Consider the following 26,584-nt stretch of genomic DNA (forward strand, 5'->3'; position numbering starts at 1 on the left):
CGACCCATCTCGCTGGAGTGATGCAACCTCATGGCCCTTAGGAAATCGCACCTCTACTCCTCGCTGTGGCAGAGTTGCGACCAGCTGCGCGGTGGCATGGACGCCTCCCAGTACAAGGACTACGTCCTCACCCTGCTCTTCATGAAGTACGTGTCGGACAAGTACGCCGCGGCAGACGACCCGTATGCCGACATCACCGTGCCGCCGGGCGGAAGCTTCGCGGACATGGTCGCGCTCAAGGGGACCAAGGAGATCGGCGACGAGATCAACAAGGTCATCGGCCAGCTCGCCGACGCCAACGACTACCTGCTCAAGGGGGTGATCGACCAGGCCGACTTCAACGATGAGAGCAAGCTCGGCAGGGGCAAGGAGATGCAGGATCGCCTCTCGAAGCTCGTGGGGATCTTCGAGGGTCTCGACTTCCGCGCCAACCGCGCCCAGGGCGACGACCTCCTGGGCGACGCGTACGAGTACCTCATGCGGCACTTCGCGACCCAGTCGGGCAAGAGCAAGGGACAGTTCTACACACCGGCGGAAGTCTCCCGCATCATGGCTCAGGTGATCGGGATCGGCCCCGATACCAGGCGCCACCATACGGCGTACGATCCGGCGTGCGGCTCCGGATCGCTCCTCATCAGGGCCGCCGACGCGGCGCCGAACGGACTGACCATCTACGGCCAGGAGATGGATGTCGCGACTTGGACGATGGCGCGCATGAACATGATCCTTCACGGTCGCGTGGCCGCCGAGATCAAACGCGACAACACGCTCGCCGTCCCTCGGTTCACGGACGGACCGGGACGCCTGACGCGCTTCGACTTCGCCGTCGCCAATCCCCCGTTCTCCACCAAGGCCTGGTCGAACGGCCTCGATCCGGCCAACGACGAGTTCCGCCGCTTCGAGTACGGCATTCCGCCCGCCAAGAACGGGGACTACGCCTACCTCCTCCACCTCGTCGCTTCGCTCAAGAGCACCGGCAAGGGCGCGATCATCATGCCCCACGGGGTTCTCTTTCGGGGCAACCGCGAGGCCAACATCCGCCGCAACCTCGTCAAGCGCGGCCTGGTCAAGGGAGTCATCGGGCTTCCCGCCAACCTCTTCTACGGCACCGGAATTCCGGCGTGCATCGTGGTGATCGACAAGGAGAACGCGGTCGGCCGTCGCGGCGTCTTCATGATCGATGCCAGCAGGGGCTTCCGGAAGGACGGCGCCAAGAACCGGCTGCGGGAGCGCGACATCCACCGGATCGTGGACATCTTCAACGCGGAGAGGGAGACGCCCGGATACGCGCGCCTGGTGCCACTGGCGGAGATCGCCAGCGAGACCAACGACTACAACCTCAACATCCCCCGGTACATCGACTCCAGCGAGCCCGAGGATCTGCACGACCTGAGCGCGCACCTTCACGGTGGCATCCCGAATCGCGACATCGACGCCCTCGACCGCTATTGGACGGTCTTCCCGGGCCTGCGGCGGGTGTTGTTCGCGCCGGGTGCCCGGCCGGGATACAGCGAGTCCCGCACGCCGACGGACGAAGTGAGGGCCGTCGTTCTCGGGCATGACGAGTTCATTGCGTACCGGGACCGAGTACGGGGTGCCTTCGATGATTGGCGTCGCGAGCATGAGCCCCGTCTGTACGGGCTCGACGCGGGCGACTCCCCGGAGGCACTGATACGGGAGCTTTCCGAGGATCTCCTGGGACGCTTCGCGGGTCTTCCGCTTCTTGACCCCTACGATGTCTACCAGTGCCTGATGGACTACTGGGACGAGGTCATGCAGGACGACGTGTACCTGGTGACGACGGATGGTTGGGTGGAGGCGGCCCGGCCGCGGGTGCTGGTGGGCGGAAACGGACCAGCGGCCGAGTCCCCCGACCTAACGGTCAAGCGCACGAAGTACAGGATGGACCTGCTTCCACCGGGCCTCGTAGCCGCGAGGTACTTTGCGGATGCGCAACGCGAGGCGGAGCGCCTGCGGGCCGAGCAGGAGGGGATCGAGTGCGAGGTGGAGGCGTTTTTCGAAGAGAACACGGGAGAGGACGGGCTGCTGAACGGCGCGACGACAGACGCCGGGAATGTGACGCAGGCAGCCGTGAGGGCTCGGCTCAAGGAGATTCGCGTCGGATCCGGGGATCTACGGGAGCGCGACGCGCTGGAAGCCTGCCTTGACTTGATGAAGGCGCTGGCCAAGGCGAAGAAGGCAGCGAAGGACGCGCGGGTCAAGCTGGATGCGGAGGTGTTCGCACGATACGCGACCCTTGACTTGTCAGAGGTCGCCGACATTGTGGTGCGCAGCAAGTGGATGGCCAGCATCGAGGACGCAATCGGCCAGCAGGTGGATCGCCTGACGACCGGGCTCGTGGACCGGGTCACGGAGCTTGCAGTGCGGTATTCCGAGGCGCTGCCGGAACTCGCGCGTCAGGTTGATGACTACGGCAGCAGGGTCGAGGGTCACCTCAGGCGAATGGGGCTCTCGGCATGAGCCGACCGCTCCGGTTCGAGCGTCGAGATGAACCGCTCGGCGAGATTCCGCAGACACCGTCTGCAGAATCGGGGAGCATCACGGCAGAAAGCGCGACTCATGTGGGAAGGGTCCGAGAAGCCCGTGCAACCCAGGTATCGTCGGGATACAAGCGCACCGGGGTGGGGATGATTCCTGAGGATTGGGAAACGATCCCTCTCGGAAGGATCTGCTCCATGAAGAGTGGAGAGAGCATTACCAGCGCTGACATCGACGACACTTCACGGTTTCCCTGCCACGGAGGAAACGGTCTCAGAGGCCTTACGAATCGGTTCACGCACTCCGGTCGGTTTGCGCTCATCGGGCGCCAAGGAGCGCTTTGTGGAAACGTCGTAGGCGTCTCTGGTCAGTTCTTCGCATCCGAGCATGCGGTTGTCGTGACAGCATTCCGGCAGACAGATATCGGATGGCTTACGTACGTGCTGGGAGGAATGCGGCTCAACCAGTATTCGGAGTCTTCGGCACAGCCCGGCCTGTCCGTTGCTAAGCTTCTGTTACTAGATGTGGCCTGCCCTCCCACAAAGGCCGAGCAGCGGGCCATCGCGACCGTCCTTACCGACGTGGACGCCCTGATCGGGTCGCTGGAGGCGTTGATCGCCAAGAAGCGGGCCATCAAGCGGGCCGCGATGCAGCAACTCCTGACCGACAGGATCCGGTTGCCCGGCTTCAGCGGCGAGTGGGAGACGAGGCGGTTGGGAGAGTTGGGGGTATTCCGCAAAGGCAAGGGCATTAAGCGAACGGAATTGCGAGAGATCGGAGTTCGTTGCGTACGGTACGGAGAACTCTACACGCGGTATCAGAACTATGTGGTCAACCCGGTATCCCGGATCCCGAAGGACGTGGCGGCAACAGCGTTGCGAATCGAGAAGGGTGAACTGCTGTTTGCTGGTTCGGGGGAGACGGCAGAGGAAATCGGCATTTGCGTTGCGTACATCGGCGAGGAGCCCGCCTATGCTGGTGGAGACATCATCGTCCTGAGGGCGCCCGGACAGGATCCGGTTTACCTCGCGCACCTACTGAACGCCCCGGTCGCAGCCCGCCAGAAGGCGCGCATGGCTCAGGGAGATGCCGTCGTCCATATTCGCGCCGATCATCTGGCTGAGATCGAGCTTCCCCTCCCGCTCGTCCGGGAGCAGCGGGCCATCGCCGCCGTCCTCTCCGACATGGACGCCGAGATCGAAGCGTTGGAGCGGCGCCTCGACAAGGCCCGCGCCCTCAAACAGGGCATGATGCAGCAGCTCCTCACCGGTTCCATCCGCCTTCCCATCCCGGAAGCGGTTCCAGAGGACGATCCGGGCGGATGACGCCGATCCGCATCTTCGTCAGCAGCGTCCAGCGCGAGTTCTCACGGGAGCGGGAGCAGTTGCGCGACTACGTGCGCGGCGATCCGCTGATGCGACGCTTCTTCGAGGTCTTTCTCTTCGAGGACGCGCCGGCTTCCGACCGACGGCCCGACGAGGTCTATCTGGACGAAGTCGAGCGGTGCGAGATTTACGTCGGCCTGTTCGGTACCGACTACGGGTTCGAGGACGCGGATGGAATCTCGCCCACGGAGCGCGAGTTCGACCGGGCCACCGAGCTGGAGAAGCACCGGCTGATCTTCCTGAAGGGCGCCGAGGGAGGCGAGCGCCACCCGAAGATGCGTGCGCTCATCAACGGAGCACAGGGCGGACTGGTAAGGAGGCGCTTCGTTACCCCGGCGGAGTTGGTGGCGGGCCTATACGCCGCACTCGTCCAGTATCTGGAAGCGAAGCAGTTGTTGCGCTTCGGGCCGTTCGACGCCGCCCGCTGCTCGGGCGCCACCCTTGACGACCTGAATGTCGAGGGCATGTACCGCTTCATTCGCGTGGCGCGGAGATCGCGGCAATTCCCGCTGCCGGAGGAAACGCCCCCGGCGGACCTGCTCAGGCACATGAACCTGTTGAACCGGGGACGGCTCACCAACGCCGCCGTGTTGCTGTTCGGCAAGGCCCCGCAACGCTTCTTGATCTCTTCGGAGGTCAAGTGCGCGCACTTCCACGGGACCGAGGTCGCCAAGCCGATTCCCTCCTACCAGGTGTACAAGGGCACGGTCTTCGAACTGGTCGACCAGGCGGTGGACTTCGTGATGAGCAAGATCGCTCTGGCCGTGGGCACGAGGGCGGAGACCGTCCAGGCACCCGTAGCCTACGAGATCCCGAAGGAGGTCGTGACGGAGGCCATCGTGAACGCGGTGGCGCACCGGGACTACACCGACAACAGCAGCGTTCAGGTCATGCTCTTCGCGGACCGGCTGGAAGTCATGAATTCCGGCCGGTTGCCTCCTTCGCTCACCGTGGAGAAGCTGCGCGTGGCGCACCAATCACTGCCTGCCAATCCGCTGATTGCCGAGTCGATGTACCTGCTGCGCTACATCGAGAGGATGGGCACCGGGACGGTGGACATGATCCGGCGTTGCGCCGAGGCAGGCCTGCCGGAGCCGGAGTTCGAGGCCGGTGCGGGTTTCGTGACCCGGATCTGGCGGAAGACGGAGACCACCCGGAAAACGGAGCAGACTACCCAGAAGGCTGCTTCGACTACCCCAATCACTACCCCAAAACCGGGGAAGACTACCCCAATCCCTGCCGGAAAAGAACCGGAAACTGCCCCAATCACTACCCCAAAAACCGTCCCGGAACGAATCCTGGCTCTCCTGGCCGCTGAACCCCGGATGACTCGGAAGCAGCTTGCGGAGCGCGTCGGCCTCACGCTGGATGGAATCAAGTACCACATGCGCCGCCTGAAGGCATCCGGGGCGATCGTTCGGGTCGGATCGTCGCGAGCAGGCCACTGGCAGGTCCTCGAACCCGGAATTTCTGGTTCAGCCAGAAAGCAACCAGAAAACAACCAGAAACCTGCCGGCCCCGACCCCGAAGGCCCCCGATGACCGCCGTCGGCGAACTCGAGATCCAGACCCAGCGCCGCGTCATCGACCATTTCCGCGACACTCTCGGTTACCGGTACCTGGGCAAGTGGCACGAACGCCCGAACAACGGGAACATCGAACCCGGAATCCTCATGCAGTTTCTCACGCGCCAGGGCCACGACGCGGCCATCACCGCCAAAGTGCTGGACAGGCTCGACAAGGCTGCGGCTCTCAGCGCGGGAAGGACGCTCTACGACACGAACCGCGACGTTTACAGCCTGCTTCGCTACGGCGCAAAAGTGCGGCCTGGCCTCGGCGAGTCCACCCTTACGGTCAACCTGATCGATTGGGATAATCCGGCCGCCAACGACTTCGCCATCGCGGAAGAAGTCACGGTCCTCGGCCATAACACGAAGCGGCCCGACATCGTGCTCTACGTCAACGGGATCGCCATCGGCGTACTCGAACTCAAGCGCTCGACGGTCACGGTGGCGGAGGGAATCCGCCAGAACTTGCTCAACCAGCGGAAGGACTTCATTCAGCCGTTCTTCACGACCGTGCAGCTCGTGCTGGCGGGAAACGAAACCGAAGGGCTGCACTACAGCGTGATCGAGACCCGCGAGAAGTACTGGCTCCGCTGGAAGGAAGCCGACGCTCTCAGCCACGACGACGCCACCTCGCCCCTCCTTGCCGAACTCGGCCATCTGTGCGCGTCCGACCGCCTGCTCGAACTGATCCACGACTTCGTGGTGTTCGACGCCGGCGTCAAGAAGATCTGCCGCCACAACCAGTACTTCGGCGTGAAGACGGCCCGGGATTACGTCCGCCGCCGCGAAGGCGGGATCATCTGGCACACCCAGGGCAGCGGCAAGAGCCTCACGATGGTGTGGCTGGCGAAGTGGATCCGCGAACTCAAGGACGTGGACGGCCGTGTCCTCATCGTCACCGACCGCACCGAGCTCGACGAGCAGATCGAGAAGGTCTTCATGGGTGTGGACGAGGACATCTACCGGACGAAGAGCGGAGCCGACCTCGTGGAAGCACTTCGTGATCCCGCCCAGTCGCTGATCTGTTCCCTCGTCCAGAGGCTCGGCAGCTCCGAGGAAGGGAACATCGACCGCTACGTGAACGATCTCCGGGCCCACGTGTCAGGTGGTTTCCGGCCCCCGGGCGAGCTCTTCGTCTTCGTGGACGAATGTCACCGGACCCAGTCGGGCAAGCTGCACGCCGCCATGAAGGCGATCCTTCCCGGAGCCACGCTGATCGGCTTCACCGGGACACCGCTCCTCAAGTCCGACAAGAAGCGCAGCATCGAGACCTTCGGCCCGTACATCCACACCTACAAGTACGACGAGGCGGTCGACGACAACGTGGTTCTGGACCTGCGCTACGAGGCACGCGACATCGACCAGAGCATCACGTCGGAAGAGAAGATCGACCAGTGGTTCGAAGCGAAGACGAAGGGCCTCAGTGACCTGGCCCGCGCGCAGCTCAGGCAGAAGTGGGGCACGATGCGCAAGGTCACGAGCTCGCTGGATCGAATTCGGAAGATCGCGGCCGACATCCTGATGGACATGGAGACCCGGGACCGCCTGCAGAATGGCCGCGGCAACGCCATGCTCGTGTCGGACAGCGTCTACGCGGCTTGCCGCTTCTTCGAGGTGTTCAGCGAGTCCGAACTGAAGGGCAAGTGCGCCATCGTCACCTCCTACAGCCCGGCGGCAGGGGACATCAAGGGCGAAGAGACGGGGGAGGGTCTCACGGAGAAGCTCCTCAAGTACGAGGTGTACCAAAAGATGCTCGCTGACCACTTCAGCGAACCTGCTGAAAGGGCCATGCACAAGGCCGAGCAGTTCGAGAAGGACGTCAAGTGGCGCTTCGTGAACGAGCCGGGGCAGATGAAGCTCCTGATCGTCGTCGACAAGCTGCTCACCGGCTTCGATGCACCGCCGGCGACGTATCTCTACATCGACAAGAAGATGCAGGATCACGGCCTCTTCCAGGCGATCTGTCGCGTCAACCGGCTGCATGGGGAGGACAAGGAGTACGGCTACGTCATCGACTACAAGGACCTGTTCCGGTCGCTCGAAGGCGCGATCAGGGACTACACGGGCGAAGCGTTCGAGGGCTACGACCGCGAGGACGTGGAAGGCCTGCTGAAGGATCGTCTTGAACAGGGGCGGGAGCGGCTGGAGGAGACCCGCGAAGCAGTGAAGGCGCTGTGCGAACCCGTTGAACCGCCTCGGGACACGGAGGCGTACCTGCGCTACTTCTGCCACGACGGAACGGGCGACCCCGCCGGGGCGCTTGCCGCCAACGAGCGGAAGCGGCTCACGCTGTACAGAATCGTGGCGGCCTACCTGCGTGCCTACGCCAACCTGGCTAACGAGATGATCGAGGCCGGCTACACTGCGGCCGAACGGCAGGCCATCCGCGAGGAAGTGAGCCACTACGAGAAGGTCCGCCAGGAGGTCAAGCTGGCCAGCGGAGACTACGTCGATCTCAAGCTGTTCGAGCCCGCCATGAGGCACCTCCTCGACAACTACATCAGAGCCGAGGACAGCGAGGTCGTTACCGCGTTCGACGACATGACGCTCGTGGACCTGCTCATCAGGAACGGCAGGGACGCGATCGACTCGCTCCCGGACGGGATCCGGCGCAGCCGTCGGGCCGTCGCCGAGACGATCGAGAACAACGTCCGCCGCCTGATCGTCGACGAGATGGCCGTGAACCCGAAGTACTACGAGAAGATGTCCGCCGTGCTCGAGGCCTTGGTCAACCAACGCAGAGAAGAGGCGATCGAGTACGAAGCCTACCTGAAGAAGGTCATCGAGCTTGCAGTGAAGGTGAAGCGCGGGGAAGGCGGTGGTTCGTATCCCCCCAGCATCAACAAGCCGACGCTCCGGGCAATCTACGACAACCTGCCGGACGAGTTGCTTTCGGAACGTGTGGCCGAGCCCGGCGCGGAACCTTGGCCTGATCCCGGCGAAGTCGCAGCGCTGGCCATCGATGAGGCGGTTCGCCAGACCCGGATGGCCGGCTGGCGCGGCCACCCCATCAAGGAGAGGAGGATCTTGAGAGCGATCCGCGATGCCCTCGGCCCAAACGGGCAGGCACACGCGCAGGCGATCTTCAAAATCGCGAAGGCGCAGCGTGAGTACTGACCACGCCCGGATGGAGATCCGCGGCATCGCGGTCGAGATCGTCCGCAAGGACATCAAACACCTGCACGTAGGCGTCTACCCTCCGGAGGGAAGGGTGCGGGTCGCGGTGCCGCTGCGGCTCGACGACGACGCGGTGCGGCTGGCAGTGATCTCCCGGCTGGCTTGGATTCGCCGTCGCCGCGACGAGTTTCAGCGGCAGGACCGCCAGTCGCAACGCGAGTTGGTCAGCGGCGAGAGCCACTATTTCGAGGGACGTCGCTACCGTCTGGACATCGTCGTGTCCGACGGGCCGCCTGCCATTCGCCTCCCCAACGCCTCATGGATGGAGATGCGGGTGCGGCCCGGCACGGACCGTGATGCGCGGGAGGCCATCTTGTATCGTTGGTATCGGACCCGGATGCGGGAGCGAATCCCCGAGATCATCGCGAAGTGGGAACCGCGGATCGGCGTGGTCGTGGCCGACTGGCGCATCCGTCGCATGAAGACGCGCTGGGGCACCTGTAACCGGGAAGCCCGCCGCATCTGGCTCAACTCGGAGTTGGCGAAGAAACCTGTCGCTTGCCTGGAATACGTCGTCGTGCACGAGATGGTCCACCTGATCGAGCGGAGCCACAGCGACCGCTTCCGAAGCATCCTCGACCGCCTGATGCCGCAATGGCGCCGACGGCTCGACGCCTTGACCCGAGAGCCTCTAGCAAGTGAGGCATGGGAGACGTAACGGATCCTTGCCTTGTTCGTCATGCCTTGTGGACGTTCCGCCCCGGCCTCGTTAGATTGCCTGCACGGCGCGTCGCCTCTTCCGGCGACGCGTTTCGTGTCTGCGCCCGTAGCTCAGCCTGGATAGAGCGCTTGCCTCCGGAGCAAGAGGTCACAGGTTCAAATCCTGTCGGGCGCACTCGTCCCGACGGAGTTGGCAGGGCCGGTCCGTGGGGGTGACTCCCGGACCTGACGGTTCAGGGGCGCAGGCTCGGGTGGCGGAATTGGCAGACGCGCAGGATTCAGGATCCTGTGGGATTTAACTCCCGTGGGGGTTCGACTCCCCCCCCGAGCATCACCAGCCCAGGTGGCGGAACTGGCAGACGCGCTAGCTTGAGGGGCTAGTGTCCTATACGGACGTGGAGGTTCGAATCCTCTCCTGGGCATGCAGCACCGCGGGGCTTCCGGCCTCGCGCGCACGACATCGCCGGTCGCGGTCGACCGGTCCCAGCGCCCGTAGCTCAACTGGATAGAGCACCTGACTACGGATCAGGAGGTTGGGGATTCGAATTCTCCCGGGCGCACTTCTCCTTCCTCCGGAAGTCAACTCGCGCCCGGCAGAATTCTCGGTGCGCTCGGTGGGCTTCGCCCTCCTTCGCTGACCAAATTCTCCCGGGCGCATCTCCCTCGGAAGCCAGAAGGCGCCCGGCAGAATTCTCGGTGCGCTCGTGGAGCTTCGCTCCCCTTCGCTGGTCGAATTCTCCCGGGCACGTCCTTTGTTAGGCACGGGTGCCGGGCGGCATTTCGCCGCTCGCGAGGCTGCGCCTCCCTTCGCTGGCCGAATGCTTCGGGCGATGGCTCGGGAGTATCTCGGCTACCTCAAGGATCCTTGGACGACGGTTCCGCTAATGCACGTCTGGCTGGCTGAACGGGGAGACGTGGATCGGTTGCTCGAGCTTATGCGGGGGCTCGCACGGTTTGAGGAGCATATCGACCGCTTCGCGGTGACGCGGGAGAGTGTTCTCGAGCATGGATTCGGCGATGCGCGTTTGTTCACCGCGTTTGTTGCCGAGCAGGACGATGATCTCGTCGGGATGGCTGTCGTCTACACGATTCCCTGGACCTATACGCTTCGACCCAAGGTCGTGCTCAAGGAGCTGTTTGTTGAAGAGGCGGCACGAAACATGGGGGCGGGGAGGGCTCTGATGGCGGCCGTGATTTCCCATGCCAAGTCCATTGGCGCGGCCGATTTGATCTGGACGGTCATGGCCGGGAACAGCGCTGCCGAGGGCTTCTACCGATCCCTGAGCGCTTCTCCGGATCACAAGTGGAATAGCTGGGCCTTGAGCCTCGACGATTAGCCCAGGAACGAAGACAGGATGCACGCCCTCGATATCACCGATTGCATCAACGAGACCTGCCCCTGGTCCGGCGATCCGGTGCAGGCCGATTCGCTCACGGCGTATGACGGCCAGGTTGTGGGGTTCTGCAATCCCGGGTGTCGCGACAAGTTCGAACGCGCCGTCCGACATTTCGAGGAAGCGAAGTCGAGACCCGTCCGCTGACGGGGTGCCCACTCCACGGGATCAGGCTCAGAGGCGCTTCAGACCGCATGCTCCAAGTACTAACGATGTACTAATTCGTGTCGGATTGGTATTTGGGCGGTCTCGCGCCGCCCTCGGAGCGCCTGAGTCACGAGGAACTTGAACTCCGCGCCGGGGGGCGACACTCGGGCCATGCCGAGCCGGGCGGCATCGCGCGCTGGTCGCGGGGCATCCTCGCAACGTCCTCGGAGGCCAGGTAGGCGAACATCGCGGTCATCACGGCGTCGTCGCGCAGGTCCTCGAAGATGATCTTGTCGAAGCTGTCCCGGTTGGTGTGCCAGGTGTAGGTGCTCGTGTCCCAGCGGTTGTCGGCAATGGACATGTCGCTGCGGCCGGCGCCCACGTGGAAGCTGAATGCCGGCACTCCCGCGCACAGGAAGGAGGCGTGGTCCGTCCCGCCGGATTCGGGCATTCCCGGTATCTCGAGGGTGACGAGATCCGCGAGTTCGGTCGGGATCTTCGCGAGCCACTCGCCGAAGCGCCCGCCGGCCGCGACGAACCCCTGCATGGGGATGAAGGTGACCGGCCCGTTCCCGTGATCCACGTTGAACACCGTGTGGGTGCGCTCGAGGATCTCGGGGTGGTCTTCGACGAAGGCGCGTGACCCGTTCAGACCCTGCTCCTCGCCGTTCCAGAGGGCGCCGATGATGGTGCGACGGGGGTTCGGGACGGCGCGCTTCAGGATGCGCATCGCTTCCATGATCGCGACCGCGCCGGTGCCATTGTCGAGTGCGCCGTCGGAGCCGTCCCAGGAGTCATAGTGGCCTCCGAAGATCACGTATTCCTCGGGTTCGGCGGTGCCGGGGATCACGGCGAGGGCGTTGAAGACCGACACCTCGCCGAGGAAGCGGGCCTGGGCGTCGACACGCAGCACCGGCCCCTGACCGTTCTCGGCCAGCCGGTACACGAGCCCGTACGCCTCGCAACTCAGATCCAGCACCGGCGCTCTCTCCGCCCCGGTGCCGAAGATCTTGTTCACGCCCCACCCCTCCGACCACTGCGACCGGATGATCCCGGCGGCCCCGGCGGCGTCCAGCGCTTCGGGCAGGGCGCGCCGGTCGACCCCCGTGTTCTCCTCGCGCTCGCGCCACTCCCGGGCCGCCCGCTCGCGCTCCTCGGTCATGCGGGCCAGCGTCTCGGGCCGTGCGAACTGCTCCAGGTTCTCCCGCGGGCGGCAACTCGGCTCCGGCCGCGAGATGAGGACGAACTTCCCCCGCACCTCCGGCAGCCACGCCTCGAACGGTTCGGGGCCGCCCGCGTCCGCCAGAATCACCACGTCCGCCTCGACGGGTCCGTCCGTGGCCGGGCTCCATGCGGCCGCCATGCCCTCCAGCGATCGCACGCGCGGCGAGACGAGATCGATGTGGGTGATGCCGCGCTCCCAACCCCGCCAGGTGCCGTACTGCTCCTTATACGCCTGGATGCCCCACTCGGCGTACCTGGCCACCGCCCAGTCGTTGGCGCCGGCCATGGCGGACGAGCCGGTGAGGCGCGGCCCGATCGAGTCCATCATCACCTGGCCGAGCTCGTAGACCTGTGAGCGCTCGACGCCTTCCTCCCAGATCGCCCGGATGACCGGGTCGTCGGAGGGGAAGGACTGGGCGGCCGCCGCGTTGGGGATGGAAAGGAATGCCAGCGAGCAGGCGAGTCCGACTCGAACCGAGGGCTTCATGGATCGCTCCGGGAGAGGATAGGACCTGTCACACCCGATACCGCACCACCGTCACGAAGGTAGAGGTGGCCAGCAGGCTGCGGAATGAGCTTGGGCTCGATGGCGGTCACAGAGAGCCGTGCCAGCGGGCGGGATTTGACCCTCCCATCTGGCCAACGGATACTCTGGGGCATGAACCACTTGGATCGCATCACCCTGGAGCCGGGGAAGAGAGGCGGCAAACCGTGCATTCGGGGGCTCAGGATCACGGTGTACGATGTCCTTGAGTACCTGGCGTCCGGGATGACGGAAGCGGAAATACTGACGGACTTCCCGGACTTGGAGCGCGAAGACATCCGGGCAGCGCTGGTTTTTGCGGCGGAGCGTGAGCGCAGGCTCGTTTCGATCCCGCCCGGGTGAAGTTCCCTCGTCGACGAGAAAGTGCCCCATGCGTCTAGAAGGCAAGCGTGCTCTGGTCACCGGCGCCTCGCGGAGCATCGGGCGGGGCATCGCCCTGGGCCTGGCCCGTGAGGGTGCGGACGTGGCGGTCAACTACCGCCGGAGCCGCGAGGATGCCGAAAGCGCCGTCCGTCAGATCGAGGCCATGGGGCGCCGTGCGGTCGCCGTGCGGGGCTCCACGGACTCCCGGTCGGACGTCGAGCGCTTCGTCGTCGAGGCGGACGACTTCCTGGGTGGCCTCGATGTCCTGGTAAACAACGCCGGGATCCTGAAGCGCACGCCCCTCCTCGAGATCAGCGAGGAGGAGTGGGACGACATTCTGAACGTCAACCTCAAGGGGTACTTCCTTGTCGGTCAGGCGGCGGGACGCCGCATGGTCGAGGCCGGGACGCCGGGTGCGATCGTCAACGTGTCGTCCGCCGGGCAGGCGGTGGCCGCCCCGAACCTCGCCCACTACTGCGTGTCGAAGGCAGGGGTCGAGATGCTCACGAAGCAGATGGCGCTCGAGCTCGCGCCCCACAAGATCCGGGTGAACGCCATCGCACCGGGTCTCATCGAGACCGACATGAACCGGGCCGACATCGCACGGGACGACTTCCGCGAGCGTCGCCTCGCCCGCATTCCGCTCGGGGAGATCGGCGCCCCCGACGACGTGGCGGGAGCCGTCGTGTTCCTCGCGTCGAACGACGAGGCACGCCTCGTGACCGGCGCCACCCTGTTCATCGACGGCGGCCAGACGATCTGGGGTGCCTAGAGCGCTCCTCCGGCTCCGCTTCGGCCTAGCGGTGGTGGCGACGGTCGTGCTGGTGGCGTGCCGTGGCCCCGGCCCCGGCGATTCCGACCCGCCCACCAACCTGTCCACCTGGGAGGTTCGCTTCTCCCATGTGCTCTCGAGCAGCTCGGAGTTCCACCTCATGGCGGAGCGCTTCCGCGATCTCATGCTGGAGCGCACCGACGGGCGGTTCCGGGTCGTGATCTATCCGTCGGGACAGCTCGGGGGCGAGCGCGTGGCCTTCGAACAGATCCAGGTCGGCGCGGTTCACATGGCCATCACGGGCACTCCCGTGCTCTCGGGCTGGGTGCCCGAAGGGCAGATGTTCGATCTCCCGTTCCTGTTCGAGACCCGGGACCATGGGCTCTCGGTGATGAGCGGCCCCGTCGGGGATTGGTGGCGCGATCTCCTTCTCGAGCGCACGGGCGTCCGCTCGCTGGGGTTCCTCGACTACGGGTTCCGCCACGTCTACAACACGCGTCGACCCGTCGAGGCGCCCGAGGATCTCGCCGGCCTAAAGCTTCGGGTCCTTCAGAACGCGACGTACCTGGCGGCCTATTCCGCGCTGGGCGTGCAGGCGACCCCGATGAACTACGGCGAGGTCTACTCCGCACTCCAGCAGGGGGTGATCGACGGCGGGGAGGCGAACGCGATCGGATTCGTGAGCAGTCGGCTGCACGAGGTGGCGAAGTTCTACAGCTTTACGTCCATCACCTACAACCCGATCACTCTCCTGGTGAACGAGCCGTTCTATCGGGCGCTTCCCCGCGACATCAGGGAGACGGTCGACCGCTCCGCGGCTGACGCGCTCGCCTACCAGAGCGAGCTCGCCCGCCGGATGGAGGCCGCTGCCCTCGAGCAGATGCGTGCGGGCGGCGTGGAGATCTCGCGCCCGAACCTGGCGCCGTTCGCGCCGGCCGTCAGACCGCGCATCCGGGACGAACTGGCGGATCGGCTGCCGGACGGCGAGGCGCTGATCTCAAGGCTGGTGGCGGAGGCGGAGCGCACGGCGTCCGAGAGAATGCCCCAGGAATGACGGTGAGAGGATGACGCGGCGACTCCAGGCGCTCAACCGGGTCCTGGTCGCGTTCGAGACGTACGCCGTCGGCGGCCTCGTGATCACGGTTTGCGTCGCGGTCCTCCTCCAGGTCCTCATGCGCTACCTGTTCGCCTACCCGAATCCCTGGAGCGAGGAGGTCTCGCGCTTCTGCTTCATCTGGATGTCGCTGCTCGGGGCCTCTCTGGCGGTGGCGCGTCGGGCTCACTTCGGGTTCGATCAGGTCACCAGGAAGTTGGCCCCGCGCGCGAAGAGGGTTGTGGAGACGTTCGCCGGGGCGCTCGTGATGGTGTTCTCGCTCCTCCTCATCGCCACGGGCATCGCCCTCATGGACCTCACCATGGGAGAGCGCTCCGCGGCCCTGAACCTGCCGGTCGCTCTCGTTTACGCCGCGGTGCCGGTGTCCGGTGTGCTGATGGTGATCCACATGCTGGCCGGGCGGGTCGGCGAGGGGGCCGGAGATCGCTCGGCCGGGGAGACCGGCTGATGGGCGGGCTCCTGCTCGGCATCTTCGGCTTCTTGGTATTGGCCGCCGTGCCCATCGGCTTCGCGCTCGCGATCGCGGCCGTCATCGCCATCGTGGTGGCGGACCTTCCGCTCGTCATCATCCCGCAGCAGATCGTCGCGGGGATGGATTCCTTCCCCATGCTCGCCGTGCCCCTCTTCATTCTGGCCGGCTTCATCATGGATGTCGGGGGGATCAGCCGCCGCCTGGTGACGCTGGCGCGGTCGCTCGTGGGACACCTCCCCGGCGGGCTCGGGCAGGTGGTCATCATGGCCGAAATGTTCTTCTCGGGCGTGTCGGGCTCCACTTCCGCGGACGCGGCGGCCATCGGGGGCATCATGGTGCCTCAGCTGACGGCGAACGGATACAGCCGGGCGCGCGCCACCGCGATCGTCTCGGCCGCGTGCGGGATGGGGATTCTCATTCCACCGGCCATCGTGATGGTCGTCTACGGCGTGATCGGCAACGTCTCCATAGGCGCGCTGTTCATCGCCTCGATTGCCCCCGCGCTCCTCATCGCCGTGGGCTTGATGACGCAGATCGGGTGGCAGGCACGGAGGCAAGGTTGGCCGCGCGAGGAGCGCGCATCGGTGGCGGAAGTCCGGCGCGCCGCGATCGACGCCGTGCTCCCCCTGTTCATGATCGTGGTCATTCTGGGCGGCATCCGCTTCGGTATCTTCACGCCCACGGAGGCCGCTGCCGTCGCCGTCGCCTACGCCCTGCTCCTGGCCGGGCCGGTGTACCGATCCCTCACCGCCCGGGACCTGTGGAGCAAGGTCGTCCAGACCGCCATGGTGTCGGGGATGGTGCTGTTCGTGGTGGGCGCCGCGCGCCTCCTGGGCTGGGTCCTTGCCGTCATGCAGGTGCCCCAGGCGCTGGCGTCATCGGCGGTGGGGATGGGAGGCGGTCAGGCCGGCTTCATGGTACTCACGATCCTCGTCTTCCTTCTGCTCGGCGCGATTCTCGAGGGCGTGCCCGCGGTCGTCCTGCTGACGCCGATCCTGCTGCCCCTGGCGACGCAACTCGGGATCGATCCCATCCACTACGGCGCCGTCATCGTGGCGACCCAGGGGATCTCCGTGTTCCTGCCGCCCGTGGGCGTGAGCCTCCTGGTGGCCTGTTCCGTGGGAGGGGTCGAGCCTGCGGAGGTCGCCCGCCCGCTCTGGCCCTACCTGGGGCTGATGCTGGCGCTCACCGTGGCCATCGCCTTCCTGCCGGGCATGGTCCTGTTCCTGCCGGAACTGCTCGGGTACTGAGGGCGGAGCGCTCGTCGGAGGACGTTGGGGCGGCACGCGAGGGCAGGGTCTCCGGTGCGGTGAGCTACGGGAGCGGTGGGCAGGTAGGCCACAGGGGCCTTTCGTGGAATAGGTCCCAGTGTGTATGGTACACACCATGTCGAGCAGGGAAATCATTCGCAAACTGGTGGCAGATGGCGGGACGCTTCGGAACACCCGCGGAAGCCACCACCAATTCGTTCATTCCGACAAGCCCGGCCGAGTGACGGTGAAGCACCCCAGCAAGGACATCCCGATCGGGACGCTTCGCAACATCTTCCGGCAGGCGGGTTGGGAATGGGAGGATCGCTGATGCGCTTTCCGATCGTGGTTCACAAGGATGCAGACAGCGGGTATGGCGTCACCGTGCCCGATCTCCCTGGTTGTTTCTCGGCCGGTGACACCCTCGACGAAGTGATCGAGTCGGCACGGGAGGCGATCGCGTGCCATATCGAGGGCCTGCTGTTGGATGGCGAACCGGTCCCGGCCAAGGCCTCGCTGGAAGCGCATCAGGCGAACGACGACTACAGAGGTGGTGTGTGGGCGATTGCCGACGTGGATATGTCGAAACTTTCGAGCAAGACCAAACGAATCAATATCACACTGCCTGAGCGGGTACTGGCCATCGTGGACCAGGCCGCGGTGCGGGAAGGCCAGTCAAGGTCCGGTCTGCTGGCTCGCGCGGCGCTCAGCTATCTTCAGCATGAGTCGGACGGAGACTTGTCAGGTCTGCTCACCGACAGACCCGATGCAAGTCATGCCTACGGGGCCGGCTCGGCACGGCAGGCCCGGCGTCGGCAGGGAGACGGCGAGTAAGGCTGGCGCTATTGATGCGATGAACCGGGTCAGTATTTGATGTCGGTCCGACCGACGGTCATCCCGATGTTGCCGACTCGGCGACCCATCGTGTAAAGCTCGCCACTCCCGGCGGTCATCCCGAAAAAGTCCACATCGGGCACGATCAGGCGATCGCCGTCGTCGACTGCGCCCGCGATGACGGTCGTCGCCATGACCTCCGCGATGAAGAGCTTCCGCACGGGCGGTACCGCAAGTGAGTCGATGATGCGACACTCGCAATGGATGGGGGACTCCTCCACGGTGGGCGCATCGACCACGGTCGCCGCGCCTCGTGTGAGACCTGAGAGCTCGAACTTGTCGGCTACGCTTCCAGAGTTCATGTCGACGGTGTCGAACGCCTCGACCATCGATGCAAGCGGGACGTTCAGCACGAACTCGTCGTGGAGTTCCAGGAGTTCCCTCGCTTGATGCTCGAAGCCCGCGCTCACCCCGATCTGGGGCGGGTCGCCGTTCACGACGAACGTCCATAGCACCGAGATCTCGTCAGGGTCGCCGGGTCGGCCGTTCACGGTGAGCAGGATCGCCGGGACGGGCGGGAGCATCGGGCCCGGCGCCGCAAGCGAGCGGCGAGGGCCGGCGAGCGGCGCCGACGGGCTGGTCCCCGGCGTGCAGCCCCAAACGGCGCCGATCGCAGCAGCCGCCGATCCGCTCTCCAGGAACCGTCTTCGCGGCCAGACGGGAATTGATGTCTTCTTCTTCATCGCCTCCTCGCGGATGACTGCCTCCAACTTGCAAACGTGTGGAGTCCGCGCGCCGGCTGCCACCTCCGGTGGAGACTCACCTCAATCCCCGGGCTCCGTGGATCCATACGCGGACGCGCCCGCCCACTCTGACCTTACCTGGCGCTGATGCGGGTGCCCCCGCGGCCGCCTTGCTGCCGGGCGTCGCATTGTCCCTGCCCACCGTGCTCGCCTAAAGGCGGGGTGTCAGGTGACAACCGAACTTGTACACCCCACCCCACACCACCTCAAATCCGGTCCTCGAAAAGTCACCTACGCCGCCCCCAGTCCCCGCTCCGCAACCTCAATAACAGTGCGCGACAGCGCAGCGTATTCATTGTGAGTTTCACCTTCAGAGGTGAATTCCCGCCACAAGAGTTCCTTCAGCTCCCCGTTCTCACATCTCTCGATCACCTCCAGCATCTTCATAAGGCGCTTGATTCTCTCGCCTCGTCTCTCCACCAAGTCTGCCCGATTGAGCTTGAGCAACCGTTCTGTCAGAGCCGCCGCATCACAGCCGGGTCGCGCGTATACCACCGCGCCCAACTGCCAAAAATGTTCCTCTGGATCCACTTGATACGGGTCGATGAAGGTCCCTCCATCAACTGACGCCCCACCCTTGTTGGTATTACACACGTCACACGCGATCGTCAGATTTGGCCAGCTAAACCACTTGGATGGATCATCGGATTTCGGCACAACATGTTCGATGTCACCGAACGTTATGTGTCGCAATTTGCTCTCGCAGTACGCACACTTGTCAAAGGTTTCCAACAGCAGAGCCTGCTTAATGTCGCGGTGATTGTAGCGGCTTTTCTCTGACTTGGTTGGTGCATCTCCTGCAGTAATCTTCCTCACCACGATCTCCGTCCACCGCGTACAGTTTTTCGAGAGAGCTGCAGGTTCATCCCCCTTTTCCAACTTGATCATTGTCGCTCGGTCAGAGCAGCAAGTGCATCTGGATAGAGTATATCGTATCCAAGTCCAGCGAGTTCTCCGCGCAGCGCCTCTAACGATCGGGCCGTTATCGGGATCTCCCGATAACGTGCCACAATCTGTGCAAGGTCTTCTTCTACCCACGCAGGAATCGTTGCCTTCACGCCTAGAACCTCGCGAAGAATCTCACTCGCGTTCCCGGCCCGACTTACGGTATCAAGCTTCTCACTCACCACACGGGTCGCGTCCGAGGGCGAAATATGATCCGCACCCTGAATCTCGTCGGTCTCTGTGTTCATATAGCGTAGCACATAGACGTTAGAGTCGCTAACCGATGACACCATGAATGGGCTGTGCGTTGCGATCATAAACTGTGCCTTCGGGAAGCTCTTCAATAACCGGGGCATCAACGTCCGTTGCATCGTTGGATGAAGATGATTCTCCGGTTCATCGATGGTCACGACAAATTCGTCGTTGACTTGCGAGAACATATGCAAACGCCAAGTCAAGTCTATGATCGTCAATAAGCCGCCCGATGCCGCATCGAGAATGAAATCCCCAGAGGTTGTTTGGAGAACCACTTCCGGCGGTCTGACTGCAATGTCCTGAAAACCCAGAGAGTCAGGCAACATAGTACGGAGGGTCTCGACGAAACCCAGATAGGCGTCGAGTATCTCCTTGTTTGCCTGGACGCGAGAATTGCCCTCGCCGAACATGGCCATTGCTATGATGGCTTCCTTCATGCGATAGATGGGGGAATAACCGGTGTGACCGCCTTGGTATTTCTGCACGACCTCATTGTTATATGACTGATATGCCTTTTGGGCAGTTATGATGGTAGTAGGGATCTGTCCAACCTGCTGGAAATGCATGATAGGCGCGTGGGAATCTATGTGGATGCCGGGAACGGTCTGCTGCTTGGCGATCGTGACGTTGTACTGCACGGAAGATTCTGTGGGGATTTGAAGTTCGGACTTGATGCCGTTGCCGTAGACGATAGCTCCGACGTTCGACATTTCGGAGCGGGTGGTCCAGGCCTTCTGCCAAAGTCTGGCGATGGTACCGCTGAAAAGGCCTGTCAGGTAAGAATGACCGCCACCTGATCGCGCGACTGGCGTGGCCAGGAACGGTTGATTAATGCCGAAATGGGTGTGAAATATTCGGAGGAGGGAGCTCTTGCCGGCGCCATTGGCGCCAGTCAAGACTGTTAAGCGGGGGTGGAGGTCAAGGTCGACGCGTCCGAACTGACGCCAGCCTTCGATGCGGAGAGAGGTAAAGGTCATGGGAGGGATGTGAGACCAATCGTGTGGAGAGGCCGTCGCGCGAGCGTGGGAACGTGGGGATGCGAGATCGGGGAGAGGGCGCTCAGGAGGGGAACACGCGGCGCCGGGCGGGCGAGGGGCCAAGCGATACGCCGGAAGGCGTCGCGTAGAAAATGGCGGCAAGATTTCGCTGGGCAGTTGGGATTGCGTGAAGGCGCCAAGTGATGTGGTGGGACCGGGGAAGTGACCTGTACGAAGCTAGGTAGGCCTCGTGCGCGGGGTTGCTGAGCGAGTGCATCGTCATGTGGGCGGCTGGACCGCCGGTTCGGTGGCGTCTGCTCGCGCGCTTCGGTGACGGGACACAGGACAGTACGCATGTCCGGATAGTATCGGGGAGGGGAGGGGCATTCAAGGGACGTCGTGCGCTTGGATGTCAAACCGCAATAGAAATGTCCGGGGTTAGGGCGCAATAGAAATGTCCTCCCCGGGGGTTCCGGTTTTGGCCCCGGCTCCGGTCGCTTCGGGGATGCGGGGCGGTTCGTTCTTGTTGGATATCCCTTCTCTCTCGCGGCGGAGGTTCCGGCGCGCGATGGCCTGTTGGGCACTGGCTTGGAAGTGCTTGCGCCAGGGGTGGTCCGGAGCTGGCTTGGGAGGTGCGGGCCGCGGCTTTGCCGGCTTGGCGGGCGCGTCGTTGGGGGAAGCGGTGGGGGCTTGGCATACGGATTCGACATCCAGGTAGCGCTCACCGAAGCGGAAGCGGACCTCGCCGTCGAGGCGGCGCTCGACGATGACCTCGGCGGACGGGACGATGCCGCCGGCCTCCCGCTCCGGGATCTGCCAGCGCCGCTTCCGGAACCGGATCGTGAAGTCGCGGGCCACGACGCGGGTATCGGTCTCGGCGAAGAGCGCCTCGAGGTCCACGCCGACCGGGAGCGGACGGTGCGCGTCGCGGGGATCGGCGGGCTCGACGGTGAAGCGCTCGTTCCAGAACGGGACCCAGTAGTCCTCCAGAAAGCGGTTGGCCGCCTCCAGGGTGGCGATCCCCTCCAGCCGCATCTCCTTGACCAGCCGGTCCTGCGCGGTGCCGAAGCTCCGCTCGACCCGTCCCTTGGCCTGGGGAGAGCCGGCCAGAATCACCTCGACGCCCAGCTCGCCCAGCGCGCGCGAAATGATCGTGTCCGTGCGCTCCTCCCGCTTCGACAGCCACTGCCCGAAGTGCCCCGCATGGTCGGTGTAGACCGCCACGGGCCGGCCGTGGCGCCCCAGATACTCGATGATCGCCCGCCGGTTCTCCGCCCCGTTGTCGCGCGCCACGAAGCGGGCCATGAGCAGACGGCTCGTCGCGTCGTCGTGGATCGAGATCAGCGTCTGGCTTCCCGGCGATCTCTCCTCCAGCCACGGGTGCGCGGAGCTGTCCCACTGCCCCAGTTCGCCCAGCGCCGCCCGCCTGGGCCGCCGGCTGCGGTGCCGCGCGCGCCGCCGGCGCCGCTCCCACCGCCCGGCCTCCAGCATCCACCGTCTGAGCGTGTCCGCGCTCACGACGACGCCGAAACGCCGCCAGAGGTGCTCGGCCAGCAGCGTCGGGCCGAAGTCCGCGTACAGCGGATCGGCCGCCACCGACAGCGCAAGCTCCCGCACCGCCGCGGGTAGCGACCGGTTCGATGGCCGCCCCTTGAGGCCGTGCACCGCCGCAGCGTCACCCTCCGCCTCGAACCGCCGAAGCAGACGCCGGAAGTGACGAGGCGTCACCCCGAGCCGCGCCGCCCCGGCCGCTCCCGCCAGCACGCCTTCGCTCACCTGTCTAAGCACCGACACGCGGTCCCTCTCCCTCAGACTCAACTCCATCAGATCCTCTCCCGGACCATGTTCGAAGCCCCCAAACCGAACATGGACCGTAAGAGGACATTTCTACTGCGCTAAGGGAGGACATTTCTACTGCGCTACGACAGACGTCGTGCGCTTGGATGAAGCTGTTAGGGAGCTGTTCGGAAGACGCTCTCAACTTGTTTGAGATGCTCGGGTATCGAGGCGTGGCCCCTGGCGAACGCACATATGATCCTGATCTGGGGCTCAATAGATGGCGGGGATGATCCGATATTTGACGCGCGCCTGATAGTCGGCCCACTTCTCGGGGTCGTATTTCTCGGGGCAGAATTTGTCGTCCAGACGTTGACGGGAAATGAACAAGCCGACGATGAAGACGAAGTAGGTCCAGGCACAGGGATTGGCGAAGTGACCGAATACCAGGGCAATGGACAGGGCGAAGAACCCCTCGCCCAGGTAGTTGAAGTGGCGAGCGACACCCCATAGGCCGCTGCACAGGATCTTGCGGTCGCCGGCCTGGATGTACGCGGGTTCGATGAGCCCGAGAAACTTGCGATCGGGCCATCGCTTGAAGATGTATTTCTGCATGTCGGCGCCGCGCGCGATGCCCCAGCTGAACAAGAACAGTGCGGCCGACCCCATGAGCCACACATCCGTGCATGCCGGCGAGAAGCCGGGATCGGGGTACACGGCCATACGCACAGCGGCAGGATGTAGAGCCACCCGTACACCATGATGCCACCCCAGATCATCTTGAAGCCGAGGTGTTCATGGATCACGTCATAGGTGTGGAGCTGGACGCGCTCGAAGATGAAGTAGTCCAGGACGTAGAACGTGAGGAATCCCGCATACAGGAAGACCCCCGGGTTGGAGGCTGCGCCGAAAAGCCCGTAGTGGTACGCGGCTCCGGAGAGGGCGTTCAGAGACAACATCGTCCCGCCGACGACGTACAGGTACATCTTCACGTCGAAGCGCCCGTTGAAGAACGACAGCTCCAGGGCGCGCCCTTCCCACAGCGCGGCGAACCGATTCTCGATCTTGCCTTGCGCCCGCCCGAATACCGCCAGGATGGCGAGGACAAGGCATAAGACGGTGCCGCCCGCCACCGCATGGATCGAGGACCGGTAGAACCAGTCACGCGGCATCCCGGTGAGCTGGAGCGTCCACACCATCAGCGCGATTGCGAATACCAGAATGCCGTTCAGCCGATAGTTGCGGGGCTCACCGGTCTCCGGGTGGATGACGTAACCGGGAACCCGCCGTGCGGGCAGCACGACCTGTGCCAGGAAGAAGGCGGCGCAGATGACCAGCGGGGTGAAGAAACCCGCAATCGCTTCCGTCCGGGAAAGCTCGAACAGGTGGCCGATACCAAGCCATTCAATCATGAACGCTGCCTCGGCGCCAGGCTGAACGGTTCGCGCGCGAACACGCGGCGCACCATCGGCTCGAAGAACTCCAGCGGCAGCGAATCGTAGTCGGGATCGAATGCGCACTGGTCCCAGCGGTGACAGAAGTCCACGGCGTCCTGATACCAGGGATGGTCGCGGTACTTGTCGCGCGCCTTGCGGTCGCCGCCCACGTGGTGGGCGTAGTAGTAGTACTGGAACAGGCCGTGGTGCCGGACGATCCAGTGCGTTCGCTCGGTCACGTAGGGGCGCAGCAGCAGCGCGGCGAGCTCGCCGTGGCTGTGCGGGGCCAGCAGGTCGTCGATGTCGTGCAGGAGCGCCGCGACCACCATCTCCTCTTCCGCGCCGTCGCGATGGGCGCGGGTCGTGGTCTGCAGAGAATGCTCCAGCCGGTCGACCCGGTAGCCGGAGAACGAACCGGACAGCTCGCGGAGATGTGCCAACACCCGGTCGGCGGTGCCGGCGGCGAACTCCTCCTCGAGCTGCGCGAGCATCGCGTAGTCCTCGCGGGTGCCGTCCGCCATGCTGGTGAAGCTCACCACGGGACCGTTCGGCGTTGCCATAGGGTGCATGCTTGTCACTCCCCCGATGAAGGCTCCTCGCCACGCAGCGTGAGTGGAAACGAAGGCCATTGTCAACGGCGGGACGCCTGAGCGCGCCCCGCCCGGGCTCGGTGCTTGACACGCACAGGATAAGCGCGCTTGATGCTCGGTAGCGCATGCTCCAGGCCGGTCACAACGGATTGAGGGGATCGACCATGCATCACTCGATCAGCAGCGTCGCCCGGAATGCCGACGCCCTGTCCGCAGTCTGGAGCGGTGGCGAACGGACCGATCTTCCCTACCTCTGGCTGCGCGACAATTGCGGTTGCAGCGAGTGCTGGGTCGAGCAGACCACGGAGAAGCGGTTCCACATCTTCAGGGTCGCCTGGGACCTGAGACCGCAGCAGGTCAGCATCGAACGCGCCGGATCCGAGGACGAGGCGATCTCCATCGCCTGGCCGGACGGACACCGCACCCGCTACCGGTCGAGCGAGATCCACGGCCTCCTGAGCCGGCCTCGTCTCGACCTGCAGTACTGGGACGGCCAGTTCCAGCCGCGGAAGTTCGACTACGGGCGGTTCCAGGCGAGCGACCGCGCGGCGGCGGACCTGATCGAGGAGTTTCTGCGGACGGGGGTCTGCGTGCTGGTCGACGCCCCCACCGAACCGGATTCGTTGGAGCAGCTCGCGACCCGTCTGGGTCCGATCCGCGAGGTGCTGTTCGAGCGCATCCACAACGTGATGCTCGATCCGAAGGGATACAACATCGCGCACACGGGTCTGGCAGTCGCACCCCATAACGACTTTAGCAGCTACACCTGGCCGCCGAGCGTGCAGGCGCTGCACATGCTGGTGAACGAGTGCGAAGGCGGCGAATCGACCGTCGTGGACGGCTTCGGCCTGCTCAACGAGCTACGCAGCGATCACCCCGACAAGTTCGACGTGCTGTGCGAGGTGCCGGTGCCGTCCCGCATCTTCAGCGAGGAATACGAGTGCTACGCGGCCAACCCCATGGTCGCGCTGGACAGCGACGGCGAGGTCAGGATGATTCGCTTCAACACCGCGCAGATGCAGGCCATTCCTCTGTCGGAGCCTCGGCTGGGCGAGTTCTACGCCGCCTACCACGAGCTGTCCAGGCGCGTCAATGACCCGGGCGCCCAGGTGAACTTCCGGTTGGAGGGCGGGCAGATTCTGCTGTGCGCCGGGCACCGGGTGCTGCACGGTCGCACCGCGCTGCGCTCGACCGGGAACCGCCACCTGCAGGACGCCTACTTCGAGCACGACAACGTGCGCAACCACCCCGGGATGCTGCGCCGCACCGGCCGGATCTGAAGGCCCGGCCGCGTCCGATCGAATGCCGCCTGCTTCAACGACCCGGACTCGGGCCGCGCTTTGCGACCTGGCCCTCGGTGCCTCCGTGGAGGTCTTGGCGCGAAAGGTGCCTCCGCCGGAAGTTCTCGTCGGCCACCTCCCGCGCGGTGCCGCCGTCTATGTGCCGTTCCCGCCGAAGGGCCGGTGGCCGGACACGATCGCCGCCTGCGAACGGGTGCTGGCGGCGGGCATGAAGCCGGTGCCGCACCTGTCGGCGCGCTCGGTGCGGAGCCCGGACGAGCTCGGCGACTGGCTGTCCGCGCTGGTGGAGACAGGGGTGGATTCCCTGATGCTGGTGGCCGGAGACCGCGCCGCGCCCGCCGGCCCGTACCCCGATACGCCGGCCCTGCTGGACTCCGGGCTACTCGCCGAGCGCGGTCTGCGGCGGCTTGGCGTCACGGCGTATCCGGAGGGGCATCCCTTCGTCGGCCCGGCCGATCTGGATGAAGCACTTCGGCGCAAGACGGAATACGCCCGGGCGACGGGTTCGGAGCTCTGGGTGGTGACGCAGTTCGTGTTCTCGCCCGCCCCCGCTCTCGCCTGGCTGGCGCGGACGAGGAAGGCCGGTTGCACGCTGCCGGTTCGCATCGGGGTGCCGGGGCCCGTCGCGCTACGCACGCTGATCGGATACGCGGTCCGCTGCGGCGTCGGGGCGTCCGCCCGGGCGTTGAAACGCAAGCCCGGCGTCGCACGGTTGGCGGGCAGATGGTCGCCGACCCCCATTGCGCTGGCGCTGGCCTCGCATCTGGCCGTCCGCGAGAAGGCGCCTGCCGTCGACATTCACCTGTTCACCTTCGGCGGTCTGGCGGACGCCGCCGGATGGCTGTCACGTTGCCGTCACGCGAGGGGACGCCTGCGTCGACATTCACCTGTTCACCTTCGGCGGTCTGGCGGACGCCGCCGGATGGCTGTCACGCACTGCCACCCTGACAGGAGATGCTCCCGAATAGATGCCATTCATGCCGTTGTAGTAGTGCCGTTTCTGCCGTTATGCGACTGCCGAATCTGCCGCTGTCCCTTCCCGGAGGCTCTCCCAACCGCTAGCATCCTCGTGTAGCGCACGTCCGATCAAGTCCACTAA

Annotated in this window: 24 protein-coding genes and 4 tRNA genes; 21 read left to right on the forward strand and 7 right to left on the reverse strand. The window is 64.8% G+C overall.

Features of this window, described 5'->3' with window-relative positions:
* Window positions 1-30: 30 nt before the first annotated feature.
* From ACPXY0_RS17885 to ACPXY0_RS17935, 11 genes are all read left to right on the forward strand, one after another.
* A complete protein-coding gene (locus ACPXY0_RS17885; RefSeq protein WP_423926917.1) occupies window positions 31-2,481 on the forward strand; it encodes an N-6 DNA methylase in 2,451 nt (816 codons plus the stop codon).
* A complete protein-coding gene (locus tag ACPXY0_RS17890; RefSeq protein ID WP_423926919.1) occupies window positions 2,478-3,824 on the forward strand; it encodes a restriction endonuclease subunit S in 1,347 nt (448 codons plus the stop codon). The genes ACPXY0_RS17885 and ACPXY0_RS17890 overlap by 4 nt, the downstream gene beginning before the upstream one ends.
* Complete coding sequence (locus ACPXY0_RS17895; protein ID WP_423926921.1) at window positions 3,821-5,425, forward strand: DUF4062 domain-containing protein; 1,605 nt, start codon at window positions 3,821-3,823, stop codon at window positions 5,423-5,425. The genes ACPXY0_RS17890 and ACPXY0_RS17895 overlap by 4 nt, the downstream gene beginning before the upstream one ends.
* Window positions 5,422-8,568 carry a type I restriction endonuclease subunit R gene (locus tag ACPXY0_RS17900; RefSeq protein ID WP_423926923.1) on the forward strand — a complete coding sequence of 1,049 codons (3,147 nt, stop codon included), beginning with the start codon at window positions 5,422-5,424 and terminating at the stop codon, window positions 8,566-8,568. Before ACPXY0_RS17895 ends, ACPXY0_RS17900 begins: the two co-directional genes overlap by 4 nt.
* The gene (locus tag ACPXY0_RS17905) at window positions 8,558-9,286 is read left to right on the forward strand and encodes a M48 family metallopeptidase (protein ID WP_423926925.1); all 729 of its coding nucleotides are present in this window, start codon (window positions 8,558-8,560) and stop codon (window positions 9,284-9,286) included. Before ACPXY0_RS17900 ends, ACPXY0_RS17905 begins: the two co-directional genes overlap by 11 nt.
* A 102-nt stretch (window positions 9,287-9,388) precedes the next feature.
* Window positions 9,389-9,463 (forward strand) — tRNA-Arg (locus ACPXY0_RS17910).
* Window positions 9,464-9,533: 70 nt separating this feature from the next.
* Window positions 9,534-9,619, forward strand: a tRNA-Leu gene (locus tag ACPXY0_RS17915).
* A gap of 6 nt (window positions 9,620-9,625) precedes the next feature.
* Window positions 9,626-9,710, forward strand: a tRNA-Leu gene (locus ACPXY0_RS17920).
* Window positions 9,711-9,774: 64 nt separating this feature from the next.
* Window positions 9,775-9,848, forward strand: a tRNA-Arg gene (locus ACPXY0_RS17925).
* A gap of 324 nt (window positions 9,849-10,172) precedes the next feature.
* Window positions 10,173-10,625 (forward strand): N-acetyltransferase family protein, encoded by a 453-nt coding sequence (locus ACPXY0_RS17930; protein WP_423926927.1) that lies wholly within the window; start codon window positions 10,173-10,175, stop codon window positions 10,623-10,625.
* An 18-nt stretch (window positions 10,626-10,643) separates the two neighbouring features.
* Window positions 10,644-10,829 carry a glutathione S-transferase gene (locus tag ACPXY0_RS17935; protein ID WP_423926929.1) on the forward strand — a complete coding sequence of 62 codons (186 nt, stop codon included), beginning with the start codon at window positions 10,644-10,646 and terminating at the stop codon, window positions 10,827-10,829.
* Between the two features lie 127 nt (window positions 10,830-10,956).
* Here ACPXY0_RS17935 and ACPXY0_RS17940 read toward each other — a convergent pair whose 3' ends face one another.
* A complete protein-coding gene (locus tag ACPXY0_RS17940) occupies window positions 10,957-12,540 on the reverse strand; it encodes a M28 family peptidase (protein WP_423926931.1) in 1,584 nt (527 codons plus the stop codon).
* Window positions 12,541-12,711: 171 nt separating this feature from the next.
* Here ACPXY0_RS17940 and ACPXY0_RS17945 point away from each other — a divergent pair, with 171 nt between their 5' ends.
* The 7 genes from ACPXY0_RS17945 to ACPXY0_RS17975 all read left to right on the forward strand — a co-directional run bounded on the left by ACPXY0_RS17945 (window position 12,712) and on the right by ACPXY0_RS17975 (window position 17,402).
* Window positions 12,712-12,939, forward strand: a complete 228-nt coding sequence (locus ACPXY0_RS17945) for a DUF433 domain-containing protein (protein WP_423926933.1) — start codon at window positions 12,712-12,714, stop codon at window positions 12,937-12,939.
* Between the two features lie 28 nt (window positions 12,940-12,967).
* Window positions 12,968-13,732, forward strand: coding sequence for an SDR family NAD(P)-dependent oxidoreductase (locus ACPXY0_RS17950; protein ID WP_423926935.1), 765 nt, complete (start codon window positions 12,968-12,970; stop codon window positions 13,730-13,732).
* Entirely contained in the window at window positions 13,725-14,786 is a 1,062-nt protein-coding gene (locus ACPXY0_RS17955; protein WP_423926937.1) for a TRAP transporter substrate-binding protein, read from the forward strand. The genes ACPXY0_RS17950 and ACPXY0_RS17955 overlap by 8 nt, the downstream gene beginning before the upstream one ends.
* A 10-nt stretch (window positions 14,787-14,796) precedes the next feature.
* Window positions 14,797-15,294 (forward strand): TRAP transporter small permease, encoded by a 498-nt coding sequence (locus ACPXY0_RS17960; protein WP_423926939.1) that lies wholly within the window; start codon window positions 14,797-14,799, stop codon window positions 15,292-15,294.
* Window positions 15,294-16,568, forward strand: a complete 1,275-nt coding sequence (locus ACPXY0_RS17965) for a TRAP transporter large permease (protein WP_423926941.1) — start codon at window positions 15,294-15,296, stop codon at window positions 16,566-16,568. The genes ACPXY0_RS17960 and ACPXY0_RS17965 overlap by 1 nt, the downstream gene beginning before the upstream one ends.
* A 136-nt stretch (window positions 16,569-16,704) precedes the next feature.
* Window positions 16,705-16,899 (forward strand): type II toxin-antitoxin system HicA family toxin, encoded by a 195-nt coding sequence (locus tag ACPXY0_RS17970; protein ID WP_423926943.1) that lies wholly within the window; start codon window positions 16,705-16,707, stop codon window positions 16,897-16,899.
* Window positions 16,899-17,402, forward strand: a complete 504-nt coding sequence (locus tag ACPXY0_RS17975; RefSeq protein ID WP_419934409.1) for a type II toxin-antitoxin system HicB family antitoxin — start codon at window positions 16,899-16,901, stop codon at window positions 17,400-17,402. Before ACPXY0_RS17970 ends, ACPXY0_RS17975 begins: the two co-directional genes overlap by 1 nt.
* 29 nt (window positions 17,403-17,431) lie before the next feature.
* Here the strand turns inward: ACPXY0_RS17975 and ACPXY0_RS17980 are convergent, their stop codons facing one another.
* The 5 genes from ACPXY0_RS17980 to ACPXY0_RS18000 form a co-directional block, all read right to left on the reverse strand.
* Window positions 17,432-18,145, reverse strand: coding sequence for a flavin reductase family protein (locus ACPXY0_RS17980; RefSeq protein ID WP_423926945.1), 714 nt, complete (start codon window positions 18,143-18,145; stop codon window positions 17,432-17,434).
* Window positions 18,146-18,436: 291 nt separating this feature from the next.
* Window positions 18,437-19,093, reverse strand: coding sequence for an HNH endonuclease (locus ACPXY0_RS17985; RefSeq protein WP_423926947.1), 657 nt, complete (start codon window positions 19,091-19,093; stop codon window positions 18,437-18,439).
* Window positions 19,090-20,382 (reverse strand): AAA family ATPase, encoded by a 1,293-nt coding sequence (locus ACPXY0_RS17990; RefSeq protein ID WP_423926949.1) that lies wholly within the window; start codon window positions 20,380-20,382, stop codon window positions 19,090-19,092. The genes ACPXY0_RS17985 and ACPXY0_RS17990 overlap by 4 nt, the downstream gene beginning before the upstream one ends.
* 438 nt (window positions 20,383-20,820) lie before the next feature.
* Complete coding sequence (locus tag ACPXY0_RS17995; protein WP_423926951.1) at window positions 20,821-22,176, reverse strand: ISNCY family transposase; 1,356 nt, start codon at window positions 22,174-22,176, stop codon at window positions 20,821-20,823.
* A gap of 255 nt (window positions 22,177-22,431) precedes the next feature.
* The gene (locus ACPXY0_RS18000) at window positions 22,432-22,827 is read right to left on the reverse strand and encodes a DUF1295 domain-containing protein (protein WP_423926953.1); all 396 of its coding nucleotides are present in this window, start codon (window positions 22,825-22,827) and stop codon (window positions 22,432-22,434) included.
* A 128-nt stretch (window positions 22,828-22,955) separates the two neighbouring features.
* On the opposite strand from ACPXY0_RS18000, the gene ACPXY0_RS18005 reads away from it, so the two are divergent.
* The gene (locus ACPXY0_RS18005; RefSeq protein ID WP_423926955.1) at window positions 22,956-23,273 is read left to right on the forward strand and encodes a hypothetical protein; all 318 of its coding nucleotides are present in this window, start codon (window positions 22,956-22,958) and stop codon (window positions 23,271-23,273) included.
* Between the two features lie 293 nt (window positions 23,274-23,566).
* Here ACPXY0_RS18005 and ACPXY0_RS18010 read toward each other — a convergent pair whose 3' ends face one another.
* Complete coding sequence (locus ACPXY0_RS18010) at window positions 23,567-24,163, reverse strand: HD domain-containing protein (protein ID WP_423926957.1); 597 nt, start codon at window positions 24,161-24,163, stop codon at window positions 23,567-23,569.
* 185 nt (window positions 24,164-24,348) lie between these two features.
* On the opposite strand from ACPXY0_RS18010, the gene ACPXY0_RS18015 reads away from it, so the two are divergent.
* Complete coding sequence (locus ACPXY0_RS18015) at window positions 24,349-25,464, forward strand: TauD/TfdA family dioxygenase (protein ID WP_423926959.1); 1,116 nt, start codon at window positions 24,349-24,351, stop codon at window positions 25,462-25,464.
* 94 nt (window positions 25,465-25,558) lie between these two features.
* Entirely contained in the window at window positions 25,559-26,560 is a 1,002-nt protein-coding gene (locus ACPXY0_RS18020; protein WP_423926961.1) for a methylenetetrahydrofolate reductase, read from the forward strand.
* Window positions 26,561-26,584: the final 24 nt, after the last annotated feature.

Source organism: Candidatus Palauibacter sp., assembly GCF_965237495.1.
Taxonomy (GTDB): Bacteria; Gemmatimonadota; Gemmatimonadetes; order Palauibacterales; family Palauibacteraceae; genus Palauibacter.

Bases quoted from the DNA above. Each gene is read 5' to 3' on its own strand.
- ACPXY0_RS17885 (WP_423926917.1), top strand. From the start codon at position 31: ATGGCCCTTAGGAAATCGCACCTCTACTCCTCGCTGTGGCAGAGTTGC.
- ACPXY0_RS17890 (WP_423926919.1), top strand. From the start codon at position 2,478: ATGAGCCGACCGCTCCGGTTCGAGCGTCGAGATGAACCGCTCGGCGAG.
- ACPXY0_RS17895 (WP_423926921.1), top strand. From the start codon at position 3,821: ATGACGCCGATCCGCATCTTCGTCAGCAGCGTCCAGCGCGAGTTCTCA.
- ACPXY0_RS17900 (WP_423926923.1), top strand. From the start codon at position 5,422: ATGACCGCCGTCGGCGAACTCGAGATCCAGACCCAGCGCCGCGTCATC.
- ACPXY0_RS17930 (WP_423926927.1), top strand. From the start codon at position 10,173: ATGCACGTCTGGCTGGCTGAACGGGGAGACGTGGATCGGTTGCTCGAG.
- ACPXY0_RS17935 (WP_423926929.1), top strand. From the start codon at position 10,644: ATGCACGCCCTCGATATCACCGATTGCATCAACGAGACCTGCCCCTGG.
- ACPXY0_RS17940 (WP_423926931.1), bottom strand. From the start codon at position 12,540: ATGAAGCCCTCGGTTCGAGTCGGACTCGCCTGCTCGCTGGCATTCCTT.
- ACPXY0_RS17945 (WP_423926933.1), top strand. From the start codon at position 12,712: ATGAACCACTTGGATCGCATCACCCTGGAGCCGGGGAAGAGAGGCGGC.
- ACPXY0_RS17950 (WP_423926935.1), top strand. From the start codon at position 12,968: ATGCGTCTAGAAGGCAAGCGTGCTCTGGTCACCGGCGCCTCGCGGAGC.
- ACPXY0_RS17960 (WP_423926939.1), top strand. From the start codon at position 14,797: ATGACGCGGCGACTCCAGGCGCTCAACCGGGTCCTGGTCGCGTTCGAG.
- ACPXY0_RS17965 (WP_423926941.1), top strand. From the start codon at position 15,294: ATGGGCGGGCTCCTGCTCGGCATCTTCGGCTTCTTGGTATTGGCCGCC.
- ACPXY0_RS17970 (WP_423926943.1), top strand. From the start codon at position 16,705: ATGTCGAGCAGGGAAATCATTCGCAAACTGGTGGCAGATGGCGGGACG.
- ACPXY0_RS17975 (WP_419934409.1), top strand. From the start codon at position 16,899: ATGCGCTTTCCGATCGTGGTTCACAAGGATGCAGACAGCGGGTATGGC.
- ACPXY0_RS17980 (WP_423926945.1), bottom strand. From the start codon at position 18,145: ATGAAGAAGAAGACATCAATTCCCGTCTGGCCGCGAAGACGGTTCCTG.
- ACPXY0_RS17985 (WP_423926947.1), bottom strand. From the start codon at position 19,093: ATGATCAAGTTGGAAAAGGGGGATGAACCTGCAGCTCTCTCGAAAAAC.
- ACPXY0_RS17990 (WP_423926949.1), bottom strand. From the start codon at position 20,382: ATGACCTTTACCTCTCTCCGCATCGAAGGCTGGCGTCAGTTCGGACGC.
- ACPXY0_RS18000 (WP_423926953.1), bottom strand. From the start codon at position 22,827: ATGGGGTCGGCCGCACTGTTCTTGTTCAGCTGGGGCATCGCGCGCGGC.
- ACPXY0_RS18005 (WP_423926955.1), top strand. From the start codon at position 22,956: ATGGATCACGTCATAGGTGTGGAGCTGGACGCGCTCGAAGATGAAGTA.
- ACPXY0_RS18010 (WP_423926957.1), bottom strand. From the start codon at position 24,163: ATGCACCCTATGGCAACGCCGAACGGTCCCGTGGTGAGCTTCACCAGC.
- ACPXY0_RS18015 (WP_423926959.1), top strand. From the start codon at position 24,349: ATGCATCACTCGATCAGCAGCGTCGCCCGGAATGCCGACGCCCTGTCC.